Consider the following 18,448-nt stretch of genomic DNA (forward strand, 5'->3'; position numbering starts at 1 on the left):
TTTTTTTAATTGATATTAATTTAATTAAGCCGTTACAGGTCTTTTAACAGGAGCATCGTCTCTGTCGAAAACTCTGTTGATTACAGCATTTTGGTTTTTCTCAAACATTTTGTGACTTCCAGGAGCAGGAGCACCACTTTGAACTGGTGAAACAACCTGAATTCCTGTATCTCTGAAGTTTCTTAAGATATAAGACCAAGCTCCCATATTTTCCGGTTCTTCCTGAGCCCAAATAATTGATGTTCTGTTTGAATATTTAGCAAAGATTGCTTCGATAGCATCATTCTGAAGCGGATATAATTGTTCAAATCTTACCAATGCAACATTTTCACAATTCAGTTCTTCTTTTTTAGCTAATAATTCGAAGTATAATTTACCTGAACAAAGTACTAATTTTTCAATTTTTGCTGGATCTGCAGTTGGATCATCTAAGATCGGCTGAAATCCTTTGTTTGAGAAATCTTCAAGCGGAGAAACCACTTTTGGATGTCTTAACAATGATTTCGGACTCATCACGATTAACGGTTTTCTGAATGACCATTTTAACTGTCTTCTTAATAAATGGAAATAGTTTGCCGGAGAAGTGATATTCGCAACAACCATATTTTCGTTTGCACAAAGCGTTAAGAATCTTTCCAGTCTTGCAGAAGAGTGTTCTGCACCTTGTCCTTCCGAACCGTGTGGCAATAACATCACCAAACCATCCTGAATTTTCCATTTTTCTTCAGCTGCTGCTAAATATTGGTCTACAATAATCTGAGCACCGTTCACAAAATCTCCAAACTGAGCTTCCCAAATCGTTAAAGTATTGGGAGAAGCCATTGCATAACCATAATCAAAACCAAGAACTCCGTACTCAGAAAGGTGAGAGTTGAAAACATCAAATCTGCTTTCTGAAACTTCTTTTAAAGGTACATATTCTTCTTCCGTATCTTCAGTTTTTACAACAGCGTGTCTGTGAGAGAATGTACCTCTTTCTACATCTTCACCGGAAATTCTTACGTTGTGACCTTCCACTAAAAGTGTTGCATAAGCCAGCCATTCTCCAAGAGCCCAATCTAAACTATTCCCTTCAATCGCTTTGATTCTGTTTTCAAAAAGTCTTGTAATTTTATTTAAGAACTTTTTATCAGCCGGAAGTGTAGACATTTTAATGGCCAATTCTTTCAGCTTTTCTAAGTCATATTTTGTGTCAACTTCATCCTGAACAGCCCCTCTTTTTCCAATCGGATAATTCGTCCAGTCTTCTGCCATAAAAACGTCCATCACGTTTTTCTCAATTTCTTTAGAAGCGTCAAAGTCTTTATCTAAAAGTTCTTTGAATTCCGTTTCCATTTTTGCGATAACGTCGTTTGATGTAACGTGATCTTTAAGTAATTTATCTTTATAAATTTCTCTTGGATTCGGGTGCTTAGAAATTGTTTTATATAAATTAGGCTGAGTAAATCTCGGTTCATCACCTTCGTTATGACCATATTTTCTGTATCCTAATAAATCAATATAAACATCTTTACCAAATTTAGCTCTGAAATCAGCCGCAAAATGAATAGCATGAACTACAGCTTCTGCATCATCCGCATTCACGTGCATTACAGGAGATTCTGTCACTTTAGCAACATCTGTACAATAAGTAGAAGATCTTGCATCCATATAATTTGTTGTAAACGAAACCTGATTGTTAACAACAATATGAACGGTTCCACCCGTTTTATAACCTTCCAAAGTCATCATCTGAGCAACTTCGTAAGCAATACCTTGTCCGGCTAAAGCTCCATCACCATGAATGATGATCGGTAAAACTTTAGAATAATCTTTGTATTTATCGTCAACTTTAGCACGACAAATTCCTTCAACTAAAGCGGCAACCGTCTCTAGGTGAGAAGGGTTTGGAGTTAAATTGATGGCAACTTCTTCTCCTGAAGCAGTTTTTACAATTTTTGATGAACCTAAGTGATATTTAACGTCACCAGAAAATACATCTTCCTCAAATTCTTTTCCTTCAAATTCTGAGAAAATCTGCTTGTAAGATTTGCCAAAAATATTTGTTAACACATTCAATCTTCCTCTGTGAGCCATTCCTAAAACAACCTCATCAACCCCTAATTGAGAAGATCTTGAAATCAACTGATCCAAAGCAGGAATCAAAGTTTCACCACCTTCCAGAGAGAATCTTTTCTGACCAACAAATTTTGTGTGAAGATAATTTTCAAACGCAACCGCCTGATTTAATTTAAGTAAAATCTCAGTTTTTTCATTTGCATTAAGACTTGGATGGTTTTCGTTAACCTGAATCCACTGCTTAATGAAATCTTTTTCCTGAACATTGTTGATGTGCATATACTCAATTCCGATAGAATCACAGTAAATGTTATCAAGGTGAGTAATAATTTCCTGCAGCGTTGCAGGACCTTTCATTCCTGTTTCAACGGCACAGTTGAATTTTGTATTTAAATCTGACTTTTCAAGACCGAAATTTTCGATATCCAAAGTTGGAGTATAATGTCTTCTCTCACGTACAGGATTTGTTTTTGTGAAAAGATGACCTCTCGTTCTGTACGCCTCAATAAGATTTACCACCTTAAATTCCTTCTTGATGTGCTCCGGAACTTCACCATTTGAAGCTGCCTGAGAAATTTGCTGAACTGCAGGTGCAGAATTCCCCAAATTCTTCACATACTGAATATCTTCTTCATCAGAATAGTTTTCTAATGCAAAATCAAAGCCTTGAAAAAAGGCCTTCCATGATGGTTCTAGAGAGTCCGGGAATTTTAGGTATTGTTGGTATAAATCCTCAATTAACTGAGAATGAGCTGCGTTTAGGAATGAAAATCTGTCCATTATTACAGTTTATCTATTATTAAATTTAGTTTAACGAATTATTCTTCAAATTTAATAAAAAAAAATGGGGTAGGATAATCTCAAACCTTTAAAAAAAGTATAAAATCAATAATTGGGAATAAATCATCTATATACCGAAAGCGAAAGCTTCATATTCACATCCTTACCTTCTACAGCCGGCTCTATAAAAGTCTGATAAACATCACCATAGCGCATTTCATCTTTCTTTGCTTTTTGCATCAGCTGCTGAATTGCCTTTACCCTTCCTTCATAAGAACCTTTGTAATAAATCACGTAATTTTCTGTGGGACTTACCGACCTAAAACTGAAATTATTATCTGTAATTCCGATTTTTTTAGACAATGGAATTCCGAAGAAATAAGAAACTTCCTTATCTTTAAAATTATCGGCATCTGTAATCAAAACAGGATAACCTACCTCATCACTTTTTTTGCCTAAATCCATCGACACGAAATTATTTACTTTGTTGTAATTCATCACGATGTTTTTGTATAAAGCATCTTTTTTGTTGGAAGTACTTACATTTACTCCCAGAATCATCTTTTCTTCTTCTTTTTCAACCATTAAACTGTCGTATTTTATCGCAGCCAATTGATTGTCTTTTTCTACTTTATTACCCAGGACATTTTTAAGATTCAACATACTTTTGTCGATATTTTCAGCAAATTTATCTTCCGTCCAAAAGTTTTGTGCCCTTGATAATAACGATAATTTCGGAGTATGTACAAACCATTTTATTTTTGTTTTTTCAGCAGAAACAACAGTAAATTTCACATCAATTAAAGTCGGGTTTTCATCTTCGTCTTCGAAAAGCTGATATCTTAAAGTTTTGTTTGGATTTTCATACCGGATAAACATTTCTCCGCCATCTTCACTTTTAGGATCATTATAGCTGATTGCGCTTCCCTGCCCTTTATAAGGCGAATAATAATCAATCGTAATGGTTTTTGAGCTTGAGAAAAAATTATTCCAGCGAGTGAAATTCTGCAGATTATTAAACTGATTAAAAACTTTTTCGATAGGATAATCTACTTCTTTTTCAATTGTAAATTCTTTACTTTCATCCACAAAATAGTACATAGAAGCTGCATAAGCTCCCACTAAAAGTATTATAATAACCGTTATGATTTTAAAAAAACGCATCGCACAAAAGTAAGACAAATAAAAAAAGTGACCAATATCTTGACCACTCTTGTTTTTTTATTTTGCTGAATGATGGATGTCTGATGTCAGATGTCTGATATTCGACTGAAAAATTTTGAATTAAAAACTTAACTTAAAAATTATTAAATCTCAAAACTTCCAGTTTTCAGCATCAAACTTCCAGCCTTTTACCCGATATGAGTTCCGGGTTTTAAAACAGCACCTTTTTTCACAACAACAATTCCGTCCTGTACAGAATGAGTTCCGTAATCGCCATCCTGAAGGTGTTTTCCACCGATAATCCTTACATTATCACCGATGTAACAGTTTTTATCCAGAATGGCTCTTTCGATGTAGCAATATTTTCCGATTCCCATGTTTGGCAAACCTTTTCGGTCGTTATTCACGATTTCTCCTGTATTTTGATAGAAATCAGCTCCCATAATGTAAGAATTTACAATTGTACTTCCTTTGTCAATTCTTGTACGGTTTCCAATCACTGAATTTTCGATTTTATCCGCCATAATGATGCATCCATCACCAAAAACAGCTTTACTTACGTAAGAACCGTTCACTTTTGAAGGCGGAAGCATTCTTGCACGGGTAAAAATCGGTGCTGATGAAAATAAATTAAACTGTGGAAAATCATGACAAAGATCCAAATTCGCTTCGTAGAAAGATTCTATTGTTCCAATGTCTGTCCAGTATCCTTCATACTGATAACTTAAAGTCGTGTATTTTCCGATAGAATTTGGGATAATATCTTTTCCGAAATCGTCTCCTGCTCCATCGTCAAACATTTTTTTCAGGATACTTTTAGAGAAAATATAAATTCCCATTGAAGCTAAATATTCCTTCCCTTTCATTTTATTTTCTTCAGAAACTTCAGATTCCAAACCGTTAAGTTCATTAAAACCTGGTTTTTCTACGAAAGAAGTAATGTTACCTTCATCATCAGATTTTAAAATTCCAAAACCTGTTGCATCTTTAGAATTTACAGGTATTGTTGCGATGGTTACATCTCCACCTTTCTCAATGTGGAAATCCAGCATTTCATTAAAATCCATCTGATACAATTGATCTCCGGAAAGAATCAAAATATATTCGTAATCATATTTTTCTAAATGCTTCATCGACTGACGAACAGCATCTGCAGTTCCCTGAAACCAACTGTCGCTGTCAACATTTTGCTCAGCAGCCAAGATATCTACAAAACCTTTACTGAAGATATCAAAATGGTAAGAATTTTTGATATGTGAGTTCAAGGAAGCTGAATTGAACTGCGTTAAAACCAAGATTTTATTCAAACCTGAATTTAAGCAATTAGAAATAGGAATATCTACCAATCTGTATTTCCCTGCGATAGGAACCGCCGGTTTTGATCTTGAATACGTTAACGGGAAAAGTCTGGTTCCTCTTCCGCCTCCCAAAACAATGGAAATGACGTTATGTTTCATAAATATCTGCGTTTTTTTATTATTTATAGTTTATTTATTTCTGACAGATTTGAAAATCACTGATTATATAAAGCTAAGTATTTTTCTGCGGATTTCTCCCATGCAAAATCAAATTTCATATTAGATAAGACCAATTCATCCATTTGAGCTTTATCTTTATAAACATTTAAACCTCGGCTGATTGCATGAATAATATCATCAACTCCCGGATAAGTAAAATTTAAACCTGAACCTCCCGTTGTAATATCTTTTACAGTATCTCTCAATCCACCTGTATAACTTACAATCGGAACAGTTCCGTATCGCATTGCATACATTTGATTAAGTCCGCAAGGTTCAACCCTAGAAGGCATTAACAAGAAGTCTGCCGAAGCGTAGATTTTATGAGATAAATGTTCTTTATATCCAATATCTGTCGCAAAATTTGAATAAACAGAATCCATTTCCTTCAATTGCTGCTCTATATAAGCGTTTCCGGAACCGAGAACGATGATGTTTAAACCTCCAAAACTTTGCTTAATGCTTCTCCAAATCAAATCCGGAAGCAAATCTGCCCCTTTTTCTGTCGCAAATCTTCCGATGAATGCAAATAATGGTAGTTCGGGATTTAAGCCATATTCTTTGCAGAGCTTAACTTTATTTTTCTTTTTAGTTTTTAACGCATTTTTAATATTAAAATTAAAATCAATCATCGGGTCGGTTTGAGGATTCCAAACATCGGTATCAATACCGTTGATAATTCCGTATGCTTTTGAAAACTCTTGTCGTACCAGACTTTCAAGTCCTCTGAAACTCACAAATAATTCCTCCAGATAACCTTCGGAAACTGTTGTAAATGCATCTGCACATTTAATCATACAAGCTAAAGGATTGATAAATCCGTTCCAATCGAGCAACCCCCATTTGTAATGATCAAAAGCAGGCATATAACTCACCATATCCCAACTCATCATTCCCTGATATTCTCCGTTATGAATGGTTCCGATGGTTTTTACCCCTTTCAGAAATTCAAATTCATAACAGTTTTCCACCATAAAAGGAACCAAACCTGTGTGATAATCATGACAATGCAAAACATCAGGACGAATTTTCATCCCCGATAGCCAATGCAAAACACCATGCTGGAAAGCCAGAAACTGAAAACTTTCATCCTGATATCCGTAAGGATTTTCACGATCGAGCAATCCTGGAATTTTCACCATAAATAATTCAAATCCCAAAACGTCAGTTGTCTCCTTCAAAACCTGCACCTGAAGCATATTCGAACCTTGATGAATAAAGCCATCGAAAACCACTTCAAAATTGTAATCATACACAAAATGTTTGTTGTACCAAGGCATCACCACTTTTGCGTTAACGTCTTTTATTTTGTTCTGATATTTCGGCAGCGCACCGACCACATCTGCCAATCCGCCTACTTTTGCTACGGGATAACATTCTGTACTGAGGTGAAATATTGTCATTTTTTGTGTTGTTTGATTCTATATAATTTATACTTTTTGTCTTTTCTCTGTTTTAAAACAATTCCTGAAAGTGCAGGAAGATTTAAGCTGATTGATCTTGGCCTGTTCATCCATTCATCATGATCTTCTCTGAAAATATTGGCTTCTACTCCACTTCCGCTATATTTTTCGTCATCAGAGTTGAGAACAACTTCCCAATGAGTTCCTGAATTTACCCCTACTTTATAATCTAAAACCCTTGGAGTAAGATTTAAAATAACCATAAAAACATCATCCCGTTTTTTTCCTTTTCTTAAATAAATATAGACAGAATTATCGGTATCATTAGCTTCAACCCATTCAAAACCTTTTGAATTAAACTGATTTTCGTAAAAAGAAGTTTCATTTTTATAAAGATGGTTCAAATCTTTCACTAAATTCTGCAAACCCTGATGAACCGGATATTCCAACAAATGCCAATCTAAGCTTTTCTTAAAATTCCATTCATTGGTTTGTCCGAATTCGTCTCCCATAAACAACAATTTTGCTCCGGGATGCGTAAACATATACACATATAAAGCTCTGAGATTAGCAAATTTCTGCCATTCATCGCCTTTCATTTTATAAATAAGACTTGCCTTTCCGTGTACCACTTCATCATGTGAGAGCGGCATCATATAATTTTCATTATACATGTACATCGATGCAAAAGTCAGTTTATGGTGATGATGCTTTCTCTCAATTGGATCTTCTTTAAAATAAAATAAAGTATCGTGCATCCAGCCCATCATCCATTTCATTCCGAAACCAACTCCGCCATCATGAACAGGTTTTGTCAGCATCGGAAAATCTGAACTTTCCTCAGCAATCGTCATGACATGATCACCAAATTCTTTGTAAACGGCAGTATTAAATTCCTGAAGGAAAGTTTTGGCTTCAAGATTCACGTTTTCACCGTAAATATTCGGTTCCCATTCTCCCTCATTTCTCGAATAATCCAAATGAAGCATGGAAGTTACCGCATCCACACGAAGTCCGTCTGCATGATAACGGTCGAGCCAGAAAACAGCATTTGAAATCAAAAAAGATTTCACTTCATTTCTTCCATAATTAAAAATATAGGATTTCCAGTCAGGATGAAAACCTTTCCTTGGATCCTCATGTTCATATAAATAAGACCCGTCGAAACAGTGCAACCCATTTGCATCACCCGGAAAATGTGAAGGAACCCAGTCTAAAATTACGCCAATATCGTTTTTATGAAGCTCATTTATTAAAAACATTAAATCCTGCGGCGAACCAAAACGTGAAGTTGCCGCAAAAAATCCGGTAATCTGATAACCCCAACTCGGGTCATACGGAAATTCCATAATGGGCATAAATTCTACATGCGTAAAACCCATATTTTTTACATACGGAACTAATCTTGAGGCAATCTCTCTGTAATTAAGAAATTTTTCCGGCTGATCTTCGTTCCGCATCCACGAGCCTAAATGTATTTCGTAGACGGAAATCGGAGATTCCAGACTGTTTTTTTGCCAGCGTTTTTCAAGCCATTCATGATCTTCCCATTCATACCAATTGGTAGAAACCATTGATGCCGCCTGCAGATTTTGTTCCCAACTCAAAGCATAAGGATCACTTTTTTCTAAAATTTTTCCCTGAACAGTTTCAATTGCGTACTTATAAAGTGTTCCCCAGGAAAGCGCAGGAATAAAGCCCTCCCAAATCCCCGATTGATCCCATCTGGGGAACAAAATATGTTCTCGATGATTCCAGTTATTAAAGTTCCCGATGACCGAAACTTTTTTGGCATTCGGAGCCCAAACCGAAAAATAAACCCCTTTTACCCCATCTTTCTCAACCGAATGAGCGCCAAACTTTTCGTAGAGCCTGTAATGTTTACCTTCTTTGAAGAGATAAACATCATGTTCTGTAAAAAGAGTGTAGGTCTTCACAAAATTCATCATATAGGTTTTTATTCTAAATCAATCGTAATAGCATTCATAAAATAACGATAACTACCAAATATATACATTTTTCCTCTCGCAACAGCTTTTTTTAATGAATTTTAATATCATTTTTTAAATATATTTTTTATAAATTTAAAAGTTTTAAAACTGTTCGAAACACAATGAAATTTACGCTCAACACGGCAGAAAAAGACTCAAGACCAATTTTTATCACCGGAAATTTTAATAAATGGAATCCGAAAGATTATAATTTTCAGCTTCAGCAATACGATGAGGATATTTACACTATTGATATAGATGATGATATACTTCCAGATATTGTAAAATATAAATTTACAAAAGGAGGCTGGGAAAACGTAGAATTAGATAAATTCGGAAGCATCACTCCCAACAGAAAAGTAAAAAAATTATCTGCTATAACTTCTGATTTTGTTGAAAAATGGAGATTTAACTGGGGACCCTTCAAAAAAGAATTTTTCCCGATTGTGGAAGTGATTTCAGAAGAATTTTATATTCCCCAGCTTGACCGTTACAGAAAAATATGGGCACTTTTGCCTCATGATTATTACGTTTCGGAAGAAAAATATCCTGTTCTTTATCTTCAGGATGCTCAAAATTTATTTAATGAAGGTAGTCCGTACGGAAATTGGGAAATCGATAAAAAGCTGTCTGTTCTTGCAGAATATGGTCGTGGCGACATGATTGTAATTGCTGTGGAACACGGAAGCGAAGACCGAATTAAAGAATATATTTTCGATAATGATAATGTTGCCAACGGATCGGAAGGCAAAAAATACATACGATTTATTACCGATACCTTAAAACCATTCGTTGATGAACAATATCGAACGAAAAAAGACAGAGAAAATACAGGAATTGGCGGGAGTTCTCTTGGTGCGTTAATTAGCATTTACAGCGGGTTTCTTTATCCTGAAGTTTATTCCAAATTATTGATTTTCTCGCCGTCACTTTGGGTTGAGCCGAATAATAATTTTCCGTTGATGAATTTCAGAATTCCATATAAAACTAAAATTTATCTTTATGGAGGTGAGCAGGAAGGCTCTAAAATGGTGAAAAGAATTCAGGTTTTTGAAAATTATCTGAAACGATGGGAAAAGAAAAACCTTTTTGATTTTGAATTTAAAACAAGCATCAATCCCGACGGAGCACACAGCGAATTTTATTGGTCTCAGGAATTCCCGAGAGCCATTGAATGGCTTTTTTATAATAACACAGAAAATCCCGTTGAAGTAAAGCCACATCAGGAAAATATTAAAAATTAATACCTTAAAAATGAAATTATTCAACAAAAAAAATAAAAAATACGCTCAGATTTTCAGACTTTTCACAGAAGAATCCTGGATTTTACATGCTAAAAATTTCAATAAAAATATTACCCATTTATTTGCAGGAAAAAAACATGAAGTTTTTATAGAAGCTGCAGAAGAAACTATCACTTATTATGTAGGTTTAGGAAAAGAAACGCTGCAGAATTTTGAATTTCAGCAAATCGGGATGAAATTTTCTCAGGCACAGAAAAAAAACATTCAGACGGTTCCTACTTTATGTATTGCTGATTTTATTAATGAAAAACAATTTGAAGAATTCGTAAAAGGACTTTTCTTAGGAACGTACAGTTATCCGTTCAGCAAAACACATGCTTTCTGGAATGAAATTTTCGAACTTCACTTTGGAAATTTAAGTCAGAAAAAATTAGATACCATTTCAGACAGAATTAATGCAATATGTGAAGGGCAAACCGCCTGCATGGATTGGCTCAATAAACCGGCTAATTTAAAAAGACCGGAAGCGCTTAATACTTACCTGAAAAATTTAGCCAAAAAAAATCAGTTAAAATATACTGCATTTAACAGAAAAAGATGTGAGGAGCTTGGTTTGGGAGCTTTTCTGGCTGTTAATCAGGGAAGCGCTTATGATGCCGCTTTCACCATTTTAGAATATAAGACAACTGAAAAAAATGCAAAGACATTTGGTCTTGTCGGGAAATGTGTTTTGTTTGATACAGGCGGAATTTCCATCAAAGCTGCAGACAATATGCATTACATGAAATCTGATATGGGAGGTGCAACTGCGGTTCTTGGAGCAATAATCTACGCATCGCAAATGAAACTTCCCGTTAACATTACAGCGATTTTACCGATTACCGACAATGCAGTTTCTGAAAATGCCTATTTACCAAGCGACGTAATTACTGCTTACAACGGAAAAACAATTGAAGTTCTCAATACTGATGCAGAAGGCAGAATGACTCTTGCAGACGGACTTTCTTATCTTTCAAAAAACTATAAAACTGATATTTTAATCGATCTTGCAACACTTACAGGAAGTTCTGTAAGAATGTTCGGAGATACTTGCGGAGCAATGTTTTCTAACAATGAAGAGCTGAAAAATTTATTAATCAAAACAGGCGATAAAACCAATCAGAGACTATGGAATCTGCCATTGTGGGATGTCTGGCTGGATGATTTTACATCTGATGTTGCCGATTTTAAAAATATCTCAATGAAACCTTTGGGAGATTGCATTATTGCCGCAAAATTTTTAGAACAATTTATTGAAAACCATACCAACTGGGCACACCTTGATATTGCGGGAGTTGCGTTTGGAAATGTGGGATATGCAAAAGAAAAAGCTGCAACCGGATTTGGCGTACAATTATTAGCCGATTTAATCGAAAATTATCATTAAAAATTAGTTTTTTAGAGATTTTCTTCCTATACTTGAATAGTAATTTTCAAAAGCACACGGATTATGTATTTTTAATATTAAATAATCAATAATCATAAGCTTTTATTTTTAATAATTTAATAAAAATTAAAAATCATTATATGAAGGAGAAAATCATCGTATGTATTTCGTGCTACTATAAAGGTTACGATTTTATGGACGAGATGAAAAAACTCGGCAATAAAATCATCCTCATAACATCGGAAAATTTAAAAGAAAAAAACTGGCCATGGCACGCTGTCGACGAAGTTTTCTATATGCCGGAAATTAAACCTTCGGTATGGAATCTTGATCATCTTATTCAGGGATTTTCTCACTTAATGAAAACCCGAAAAGTAGATGCTGTGATCGCTTTGGATGATTATGATGTCGAAAAAGCTGCGCTGATTCGCGAGACATTCCGTATTCAGGGAATGGGACAAACAACGCACCGTTATTTCAGAGACAAACTCGCAATGCGCCAAAAGGCAAAAGATTCAGGAATTAAAGTTCCTGAGTTTACAGCCGTATTTAATGATCAGGAAGTAAAAGATTTTACCGAAAAGGTTTCTCCGCCATGGGTTTTAAAACCACGTTCGGAAGCTTCCGCATCTGGAATTAAAAAATTAAAAACTCAGGAAGAGCTTTGGGCATCACTTGAAAATTTAGGAGAAGAAAGACATTTATTTCTCTTGGAAAGTTTTAAACCAGGAGATGTTTATCATGTTGACAGCTTAACTTTTAATAAAGAAATTGTTTTTACTTCAGCTTCAAAATATCTTGCTCCGCCGATGCAGGTTTCCCATGAAGGCGGTGTTTTCCGAACCAAAACTTTAGGCAGATATTCTGAAGAATTTAAAGCTTTGGAAGAAGTCAATGCAAAAGTTTTACAGAATTTCGGGTTGATGAACGGAGCCACTCATACAGAATTTATACGGGGTAAAGAAGATGGGAAATGGTATTTTCTGGAAACTTCGTCAAGAGTTGGTGGTGCACATATCCCTGATTTGGTAGAAGCTTCCAGCAATATTAATATTTGGCGGGAATGGGCAAAAATCGAGGATGCTCTTTTAAGGGGCAATCATTATGAAATTTCAAAACCTACCGGATATTATTCAGGATTAATTGTTGCGCTGATTAAAGATTTAGCTCCGGATTACAAAGATTTTGAATGTGAGGAAGTTGTAAAATTTCTCCCGATCGATTATCACGTAGGAATTGTATACAAATCAAGCGATTCTGTTGTAGTTCAGGAAAGATTAGATTCTGCTGCAGAAAAAATTCATGCCGAAATGCTCAATGTAATTCCTCCAAAAGATAAGCCTAGTTCTTAATTGTATTGAATAGAAATATTGACATTCAGTAAATTATAGATTTCATAACATTTAATTTACCAAAAGAATCTAATTTAAAAACCAATTTAAGCACCATCACATTTGGAAAATGGGAAAGTAAAGCATATTACAAATTTATTGACTCTACAGATGTCAATAAACCAGGATCAGAATGGCATTTTAAAGAAAATATTATTTTAGAACATCCAAAATACAAAACAGTTATTAGGTGAAATTGAATTCATTAAATTTATAAAACATTAACACAAATAAAAACCCAAATAAGAAAATATGCCAAAAATAGAACACACAGATTATTACTCACATATCTTAGGAACAAGCCTGAAAGTAGAAGTTACAGGACATTTTGGTTACCCAATCATCATGTTTCCGACTTCACAGGGTTTATACACTCAAAATCATGATTTTCATCTGAACAGCAGCATCAACTATTTTGTTGAGCAGGGAAAAGTGAAATTATACAACATTCAAACGATTGATGCGTGGAGTTTTTATGATGAAAAAATTTCTCCACAACAACGAATCAGAAATTATGAAAAATACGTACAGTTTCTGATTCAGGAATTTGTTCCATACATTCAAAAAATTCATCAGACGCATCGTATTGCGATTGCAGGAGCAAGTTTCGGCGGTTATCACGCAGCAAATTTTGCCTTCAGATTTCCAGATGTGATTTCTCACTTATTCTGCCTTTCAGGAGCTTTCAGCATTAGAAATTTCATGGATGGTTATGACGGAGAACTAGTTTATTTTAACTGCCCGAGAGAATTTGTAAAAAATGATGAAGCGTGGAAATACAAACATATGCACATTGTTTTAAGTACTTCCGATGAAGACATTTGCAGAGACAAAAATATAGAAATGGCAGAAATTTTAGCGTCAAAAGGAATTGATTTCTGGTATGATGAGAAAAAATGGATCAATCACGACTGGCCGCTTTGGAGAATGACATTCCCAACTTATATCGGAACATTTTTTTAGAATTAAAGACAAATCAAACCTTAATATTTAAACATTAAAAACAAAATTATGGCAAAAAAAGTAGGAATTTTATTCGGAATGGAAGATACCTTTCCGTGGGCATTTATTGATAAAGTTAACGAACTCGGTGGCGGAGAAATCATCGCTGAACCGGTAAATATAGACAAATTAGAGCAAGGTGCAGATTATGGTTATGCAGTAATTATCGACAGAATTTCGCAAGATGTTCCTTTTTACAGAGCTTATCTGAAAAATGCAGCACTAAACGGAACTTATGTGATCAATAATCCTTTCTGGTGGAGCGCAGATGAAAAATTCTTCAACAATGCTTTAATGACAAAATTGGGTATTCCGTTACCTAAAACGGTTTTGCTTCCTTCACACGAAAGACCTACAGATACATCTGAAACGTCATTCAGAAATTTAAAATTCCCTCACGACTGGGAATATATTTTTGATTATGTAGGATTTCCTGCTTACATGAAACCTCACGATGGCGGTGGCTGGAAAAGCGTCTACAGAGTTGAAAATCCACAGGATCTTTGGGATAAATTGAGCGAAACAGAACAATTGGTCATGATGGTTCAGGAAGAAATTGTTTTCCAGGATTATTACAGAGTATATTGTTTGGGTCAGAAATATGTTCACATTATGCCTTACGAACCGAGAAATGCACATCATTTAAGATATGCAACCACTCATCAGACGCAGGGTAAAGAATTGAAAAAATTATTAAAAACGATTCATGATTATACGATTAAAATGAATCAGGCTTTAGGATACGATTTCAACACGGTAGAATTTGCTGTAAGAGACGGCATTCCTTATGCGATTGACTTCTGTAATCCTGCTCCAGATGCAGACAGAAATTCTGTAGGAGAAGAAAATTTCGCATGGATTGTAGAACATTCAGCAAAATTAGCGATCGAAAAAGCAAAAGAATATGTTCCCGGGAAACCAAATATTGCCTGGGGAACTTTCGTAAAAGATTCAGTGAAATAAAAAAAATACAAAAACACAGATAAAAATGCATCAATTTACTATAGGAATCGAAGAAGAGTATCAGATTATCGATGTTGAAAGCCGTGATTTGATTTCTCATGTTTCAAAAATCATTGAAGGTGGAAAAGCTGTTTTAAGCGAAAATTTAAAGCACGAAATGCACGAATCTATGATCGAAATGGAAACCGGAATTTGCCAGAATATCCAGGAAGCTCAGGCTGAACTAACCAACCTGAGAAGACATTTAATCAATACCGCTCATGAACAAGGGCTTCGGGTTTCCGGCGGCGGAACTCATCCTTTTTCAAATTGGGAACACAATACCATTACCAACGGAGAACGTTATAACAAAATCGTAGATGATATGGGTGATGTTGCCCGTGGAAATTTGATTTTCGGTCTGCACGTTCATATTGGCATCCCCAATCGTGAAGAAGGAGTAAGAATTCAGAATGTAATGCGATATTTTCTTCCTCACGTGTATGCGCTTTCTGTAAATTCACCCTTTTGGATCGGCAGAAGCACTGGTTTTAAATCTTACAGACAGGAAATTTTCGTAAAATTCCCAAGAACCGGTATTCCGAGTTATTTTAATTCTCTTGCAGAATTTGACAGCTATGTTGATCTTTTGGTGAAAACCGGAACAATTGACAATGCCAAGAAAATCTGGTGGGATTTAAGAGTCCACCCTTTTTATCCGACCATTGAATTCAGAATTTGCGATATGCCTTTAAGAATCGAAGAAACGGTTTGTCTGGCCGCAATTATGCAGAGTTTGGTAGCTAAAATTTATAAGCTTCATCAGCAGAATTTAAGTTTCAGAAGTTATCGAAGACTATTACTCAATGAAAATAAATGGCGTGCTTCCAAAGACGGAATTCATTCTAAACTGATTGATTTTGGTAAAGAAGAATCTGTACCTTATCCTGATCTCTTGAAAGAACTTTTAGAGTTTATCGACGATGTTGTAGATGAATTGGGATGCAGAAAAGAAGTAGAATATGCCTGGAAAATTTTAGAAAACGGAACCGGCGCAGACCGACAGTTAGCAGTCTATAAAGAAACCGGCGATTTGAAGAAAGTTGTTGATTACATGATCTCCGAGACAGAATTTGGTATCACTCATAACCAAGCTGCTATATAATATTTTCATAACTTTGCAGAAATTATGAGGTTATGAAAGAGGTAAGAATTGCTTTATTGGATATGAATAATAATCAGGCGAATCAGGGTTTTAAAAATATTAAAGAAATCTCTGAGACGTTCAAAAAGCAGTCGGAAGAAAATATTACGATTACAGATTTTGATATAAGATTTAGAAACGAAATTCCTAATATTGAAGATTTTGACATCTTTATTTCTTCGGGAGGACCGGGAAATCCTCACCGTGAAGGTTTTGAATGGGAACAGAAATTTGCCGATTTTTTGGATGCAGTTTATCTCCACAACAAACAAAATGAAGCTAAAAAATATCTTTTCTTAATTTGTCATTCTTTTCAGTTGGCGAGTATTCATTGGGATTTGGGAAATATCTGTAAAAGAAAATCCTATTCTTTTGGAGTGCAGCCTATTCACAAAACAGAAGAAGGAGAATCTGAATTTTTATTTGAAAACTTACCCGATCCTTTTTATGCAGTAGATTCCAGAGCGTATCAGTTTATTGAGCCAAATTTGGAGCGTTTCGAAGAATTAGGAATGAAAATGGTGGCGATTGAAAAATTCCGTCCGAATATCAATTTGGAAAGAGCTATTATGGCCATTCGTTTTTCTGACGAAATTTTTGGAACACAATTCCATCCGGAAGCAAATCCTGACGGAATGATTGAAAATCTGAAAGAAGAAAAAAATAAAGAAGCCATGATTGAAAATTACGGAATGGAAAAATATCTGGAAACCGTCGACAGAATTAACGATGAAGATAAAATCATTCTTACACAATCTCAGATTTTACCTCGCTTTTTAAGTGATGCTAAGAAAAATATTTTGAAAGCAAATAAAGCTACTGCGTAACTCTTTTAATTAAAAATTAAGCGAATTAAGATTTTAAGAAAAATTCTTAATCAAAATGAATATATGAATTTCTTAAAATATAACTTAGTTTTAACGGTTTGTTTGTCATTCTGCAGAAACCTCAACACACTGAAAATAAAGCAGTTTAGATTTCTACAAAATGACAAAATGAATGCTAATTTTAGCTTTAAAATTTAAAAACGGATATTCATAAAGAAAATTAAGTTAGAAAAAACTTCAACAATTAAAATCGAACATTATTGTTCGATTTTTTAAATCACAATAGAAAAAAATATGATTAAAAAATACAGAAAACAGTTTAATGAAGAATTTTCTCCGGAAAAATATAACCAGATGAAATCTTTGTTGATTCAAAAAAGTGGTTTAGAACCGGGATTCAGACTTTCTGAAAGTCCTATTTTTTTAACTCAGGAATTCAAGAAGAAATTACTTTCTGCAAGTGACAGTATTATTGATCAGATTAAAAATTTACCTGAAGGAACTCTGGAAAAATCAATTCCTGAAAACTGTAAAGTTCCCAATGATACGAAACAACCCCATTTTTTCACGATAGATTTTGGAATCTGTAAAAGTGAAAATGGTAAAATAGAACCGCAACTTATCGAATTACAGGCATTTCCTTCACTGTATGCTTTTCAGAATATTTATGAAGAAGCTTTCTGTGAGGTTTATCCATTTTTAGAAGAGCTTAAAAATAATATTTCTAAAGAGGATTATCAGAAACATTTGCATGAACTAATCGTTGGAAGTGAAAATCCTGAAAATGTAATCCTGCTTGAAATTTATCCTGAAAAACAAAAAACAGCGATTGATTTTGCTTTAACGGAGAAACTTTTAGGAATAAAAACGGTTTGTCTTACAAAAGTTAAGAAAGAAGGAAAGAAATTATTCTATGAAAATAATGGTAATCTAACCGAAATCAAAAGAATCTATAATCGTGTAATTTTTGATGAGCTGGATAAAATTCCGGACTTAAAAACTGAGTTTAATTTCCGTGAAGAAATCGATGTAGAATGGGTTACCCATCCGAATTGGTTTTTCAAAATTTCGAAATATCTTTTACCTTTACTGAAACATGAATTTGTTCCGAAAAGTTATTTCCTTCATGAATTCCCTGAAAATGAAAATTTAGAAGATTTTGTTTTAAAACCTTTATTTTCTTTCGCAGGAAGTGGTGTTAATTTAAATCCAACTAAAGAAATTACGGGTGCAATTTCCGATAAAGAAAATTATATTTTACAGAGAAAAGTAAATTATGAGCCTATTTTTGAAGATATTAATGGAGATTTTTCACGGGCAGAAATCCGTTTACTTTACATCTGGAAAGAAAATGAAGCAAGACCTGTCTTACTTCACAACCTTTCAAGAATGACTAAAGCCGCAATGGTAAATGTAGACTTTAATAAAAAAGATGCCATCTGGATCGGAAGTTCGCATGCTTTTTTTGGAGAATAAAATCAAACTAATAAACAATAAAC

The 18,448-nt window shown here is 34.5% G+C and carries 13 protein-coding genes; 8 read left to right on the top strand and 5 right to left on the bottom strand.

The window, feature by feature from the left end; genetic code table 11:
- Positions 1 to 24: 24 nt before the first annotated feature.
- The 5 genes from ACOOWA_RS07625 to glgB form a co-directional block, all read right to left on the bottom strand.
- Positions 25 to 2,838 carry a 2-oxoglutarate dehydrogenase E1 component gene (locus ACOOWA_RS07625; protein WP_421374316.1) on the bottom strand — a complete coding sequence of 938 codons (2,814 nt, stop codon included), beginning with the start codon at positions 2,836 to 2,838 and terminating at the stop codon, positions 25 to 27.
- Positions 2,839 to 2,961: 123 nt separating this feature from the next.
- The gene (locus ACOOWA_RS07630; RefSeq protein WP_421374317.1) at positions 2,962 to 4,002 is read right to left on the bottom strand and encodes a polyketide cyclase; all 1,041 of its coding nucleotides are present in this window, start codon (positions 4,000 to 4,002) and stop codon (positions 2,962 to 2,964) included.
- Positions 4,003 to 4,190: 188 nt separating this feature from the next.
- A complete protein-coding gene (locus ACOOWA_RS07635) occupies positions 4,191 to 5,459 on the bottom strand; it encodes a glucose-1-phosphate adenylyltransferase (protein ID WP_421374318.1) in 1,269 nt (422 codons plus the stop codon).
- Positions 5,460 to 5,515: 56 nt separating this feature from the next.
- Complete coding sequence (locus ACOOWA_RS07640) at positions 5,516 to 6,922, bottom strand: glycogen synthase (RefSeq protein WP_421374319.1); 1,407 nt, start codon at positions 6,920 to 6,922, stop codon at positions 5,516 to 5,518.
- The gene (gene glgB / locus ACOOWA_RS07645; protein WP_421374666.1) at positions 6,919 to 8,868 is read right to left on the bottom strand and encodes a 1,4-alpha-glucan branching protein GlgB; all 1,950 of its coding nucleotides are present in this window, start codon (positions 8,866 to 8,868) and stop codon (positions 6,919 to 6,921) included. The genes ACOOWA_RS07640 and glgB overlap by 4 nt, the downstream gene beginning before the upstream one ends.
- A gap of 167 nt (positions 8,869 to 9,035) precedes the next feature.
- Here glgB and ACOOWA_RS07650 point away from each other — a divergent pair, with 167 nt between their 5' ends.
- The 8 genes from ACOOWA_RS07650 to ACOOWA_RS07685 all read left to right on the top strand — a co-directional run bounded on the left by ACOOWA_RS07650 (position 9,036) and on the right by ACOOWA_RS07685 (position 18,425).
- Positions 9,036 to 10,157: an alpha/beta hydrolase gene (locus tag ACOOWA_RS07650; protein WP_421374321.1), complete on the top strand. Its 1,122-nt coding sequence runs from the start codon at positions 9,036 to 9,038 to the stop codon at positions 10,155 to 10,157.
- Between the two features lie 10 nt (positions 10,158 to 10,167).
- Positions 10,168 to 11,583, top strand: coding sequence for a M17 family metallopeptidase (locus ACOOWA_RS07655; RefSeq protein WP_421374322.1), 1,416 nt, complete (start codon positions 10,168 to 10,170; stop codon positions 11,581 to 11,583).
- A gap of 140 nt (positions 11,584 to 11,723) precedes the next feature.
- A complete protein-coding gene (locus ACOOWA_RS07660) occupies positions 11,724 to 12,935 on the top strand; it encodes an ATP-grasp domain-containing protein (protein ID WP_421374323.1) in 1,212 nt (403 codons plus the stop codon).
- A gap of 291 nt (positions 12,936 to 13,226) precedes the next feature.
- Positions 13,227 to 13,937, top strand: coding sequence for an alpha/beta hydrolase-fold protein (locus ACOOWA_RS07665; RefSeq protein ID WP_421374324.1), 711 nt, complete (start codon positions 13,227 to 13,229; stop codon positions 13,935 to 13,937).
- A gap of 48 nt (positions 13,938 to 13,985) precedes the next feature.
- A complete protein-coding gene (locus tag ACOOWA_RS07670; protein WP_421374326.1) occupies positions 13,986 to 14,939 on the top strand; it encodes an ATP-grasp domain-containing protein in 954 nt (317 codons plus the stop codon).
- A 25-nt stretch (positions 14,940 to 14,964) separates the two neighbouring features.
- Entirely contained in the window at positions 14,965 to 16,083 is a 1,119-nt protein-coding gene (locus ACOOWA_RS07675) for a carboxylate-amine ligase (RefSeq protein ID WP_421374327.1), read from the top strand.
- A gap of 32 nt (positions 16,084 to 16,115) precedes the next feature.
- Positions 16,116 to 16,949 (top strand): type 1 glutamine amidotransferase, encoded by an 834-nt coding sequence (locus tag ACOOWA_RS07680; RefSeq protein WP_421374329.1) that lies wholly within the window; start codon positions 16,116 to 16,118, stop codon positions 16,947 to 16,949.
- 294 nt (positions 16,950 to 17,243) lie between these two features.
- On the top strand, positions 17,244 to 18,425 hold the full coding sequence (locus ACOOWA_RS07685) for a hypothetical protein (RefSeq protein ID WP_421374331.1): 1,182 nt from the start codon (positions 17,244 to 17,246) through the stop codon (positions 18,423 to 18,425).
- The last annotated feature ends 23 nt before the right edge of the window (positions 18,426 to 18,448 follow it).

The sequence above is a fragment of the Chryseobacterium sp. GP-SGM7 genome (assembly GCF_049166575.1).
Lineage (GTDB): Bacteria > Bacteroidota > Bacteroidia > Flavobacteriales > Weeksellaceae > Chryseobacterium.

Bases quoted from the DNA above. Each gene is read 5' to 3' on its own strand.
- ACOOWA_RS07635 (WP_421374318.1), bottom strand. From the start codon at position 5,459: ATGAAACATAACGTCATTTCCATTGTTTTGGGAGGCGGAAGAGGAACC.
- ACOOWA_RS07680 (WP_421374329.1), top strand. From the start codon at position 16,116: ATGAAAGAGGTAAGAATTGCTTTATTGGATATGAATAATAATCAGGCG.
- ACOOWA_RS07625 (WP_421374316.1), bottom strand. From the start codon at position 2,838: ATGGACAGATTTTCATTCCTAAACGCAGCTCATTCTCAGTTAATTGAG.
- ACOOWA_RS07660 (WP_421374323.1), top strand. From the start codon at position 11,724: ATGAAGGAGAAAATCATCGTATGTATTTCGTGCTACTATAAAGGTTAC.
- ACOOWA_RS07675 (WP_421374327.1), top strand. From the start codon at position 14,965: ATGCATCAATTTACTATAGGAATCGAAGAAGAGTATCAGATTATCGAT.
- ACOOWA_RS07640 (WP_421374319.1), bottom strand. From the start codon at position 6,922: ATGACAATATTTCACCTCAGTACAGAATGTTATCCCGTAGCAAAAGTA.
- ACOOWA_RS07670 (WP_421374326.1), top strand. From the start codon at position 13,986: ATGGCAAAAAAAGTAGGAATTTTATTCGGAATGGAAGATACCTTTCCG.
- ACOOWA_RS07655 (WP_421374322.1), top strand. From the start codon at position 10,168: ATGAAATTATTCAACAAAAAAAATAAAAAATACGCTCAGATTTTCAGA.
- glgB (WP_421374666.1), bottom strand. From the start codon at position 8,868: ATGAATTTTGTGAAGACCTACACTCTTTTTACAGAACATGATGTTTAT.
- ACOOWA_RS07685 (WP_421374331.1), top strand. From the start codon at position 17,244: ATGATTAAAAAATACAGAAAACAGTTTAATGAAGAATTTTCTCCGGAA.
- ACOOWA_RS07665 (WP_421374324.1), top strand. From the start codon at position 13,227: ATGCCAAAAATAGAACACACAGATTATTACTCACATATCTTAGGAACA.
- ACOOWA_RS07650 (WP_421374321.1), top strand. From the start codon at position 9,036: ATGAAATTTACGCTCAACACGGCAGAAAAAGACTCAAGACCAATTTTT.
- ACOOWA_RS07630 (WP_421374317.1), bottom strand. From the start codon at position 4,002: ATGCGTTTTTTTAAAATCATAACGGTTATTATAATACTTTTAGTGGGA.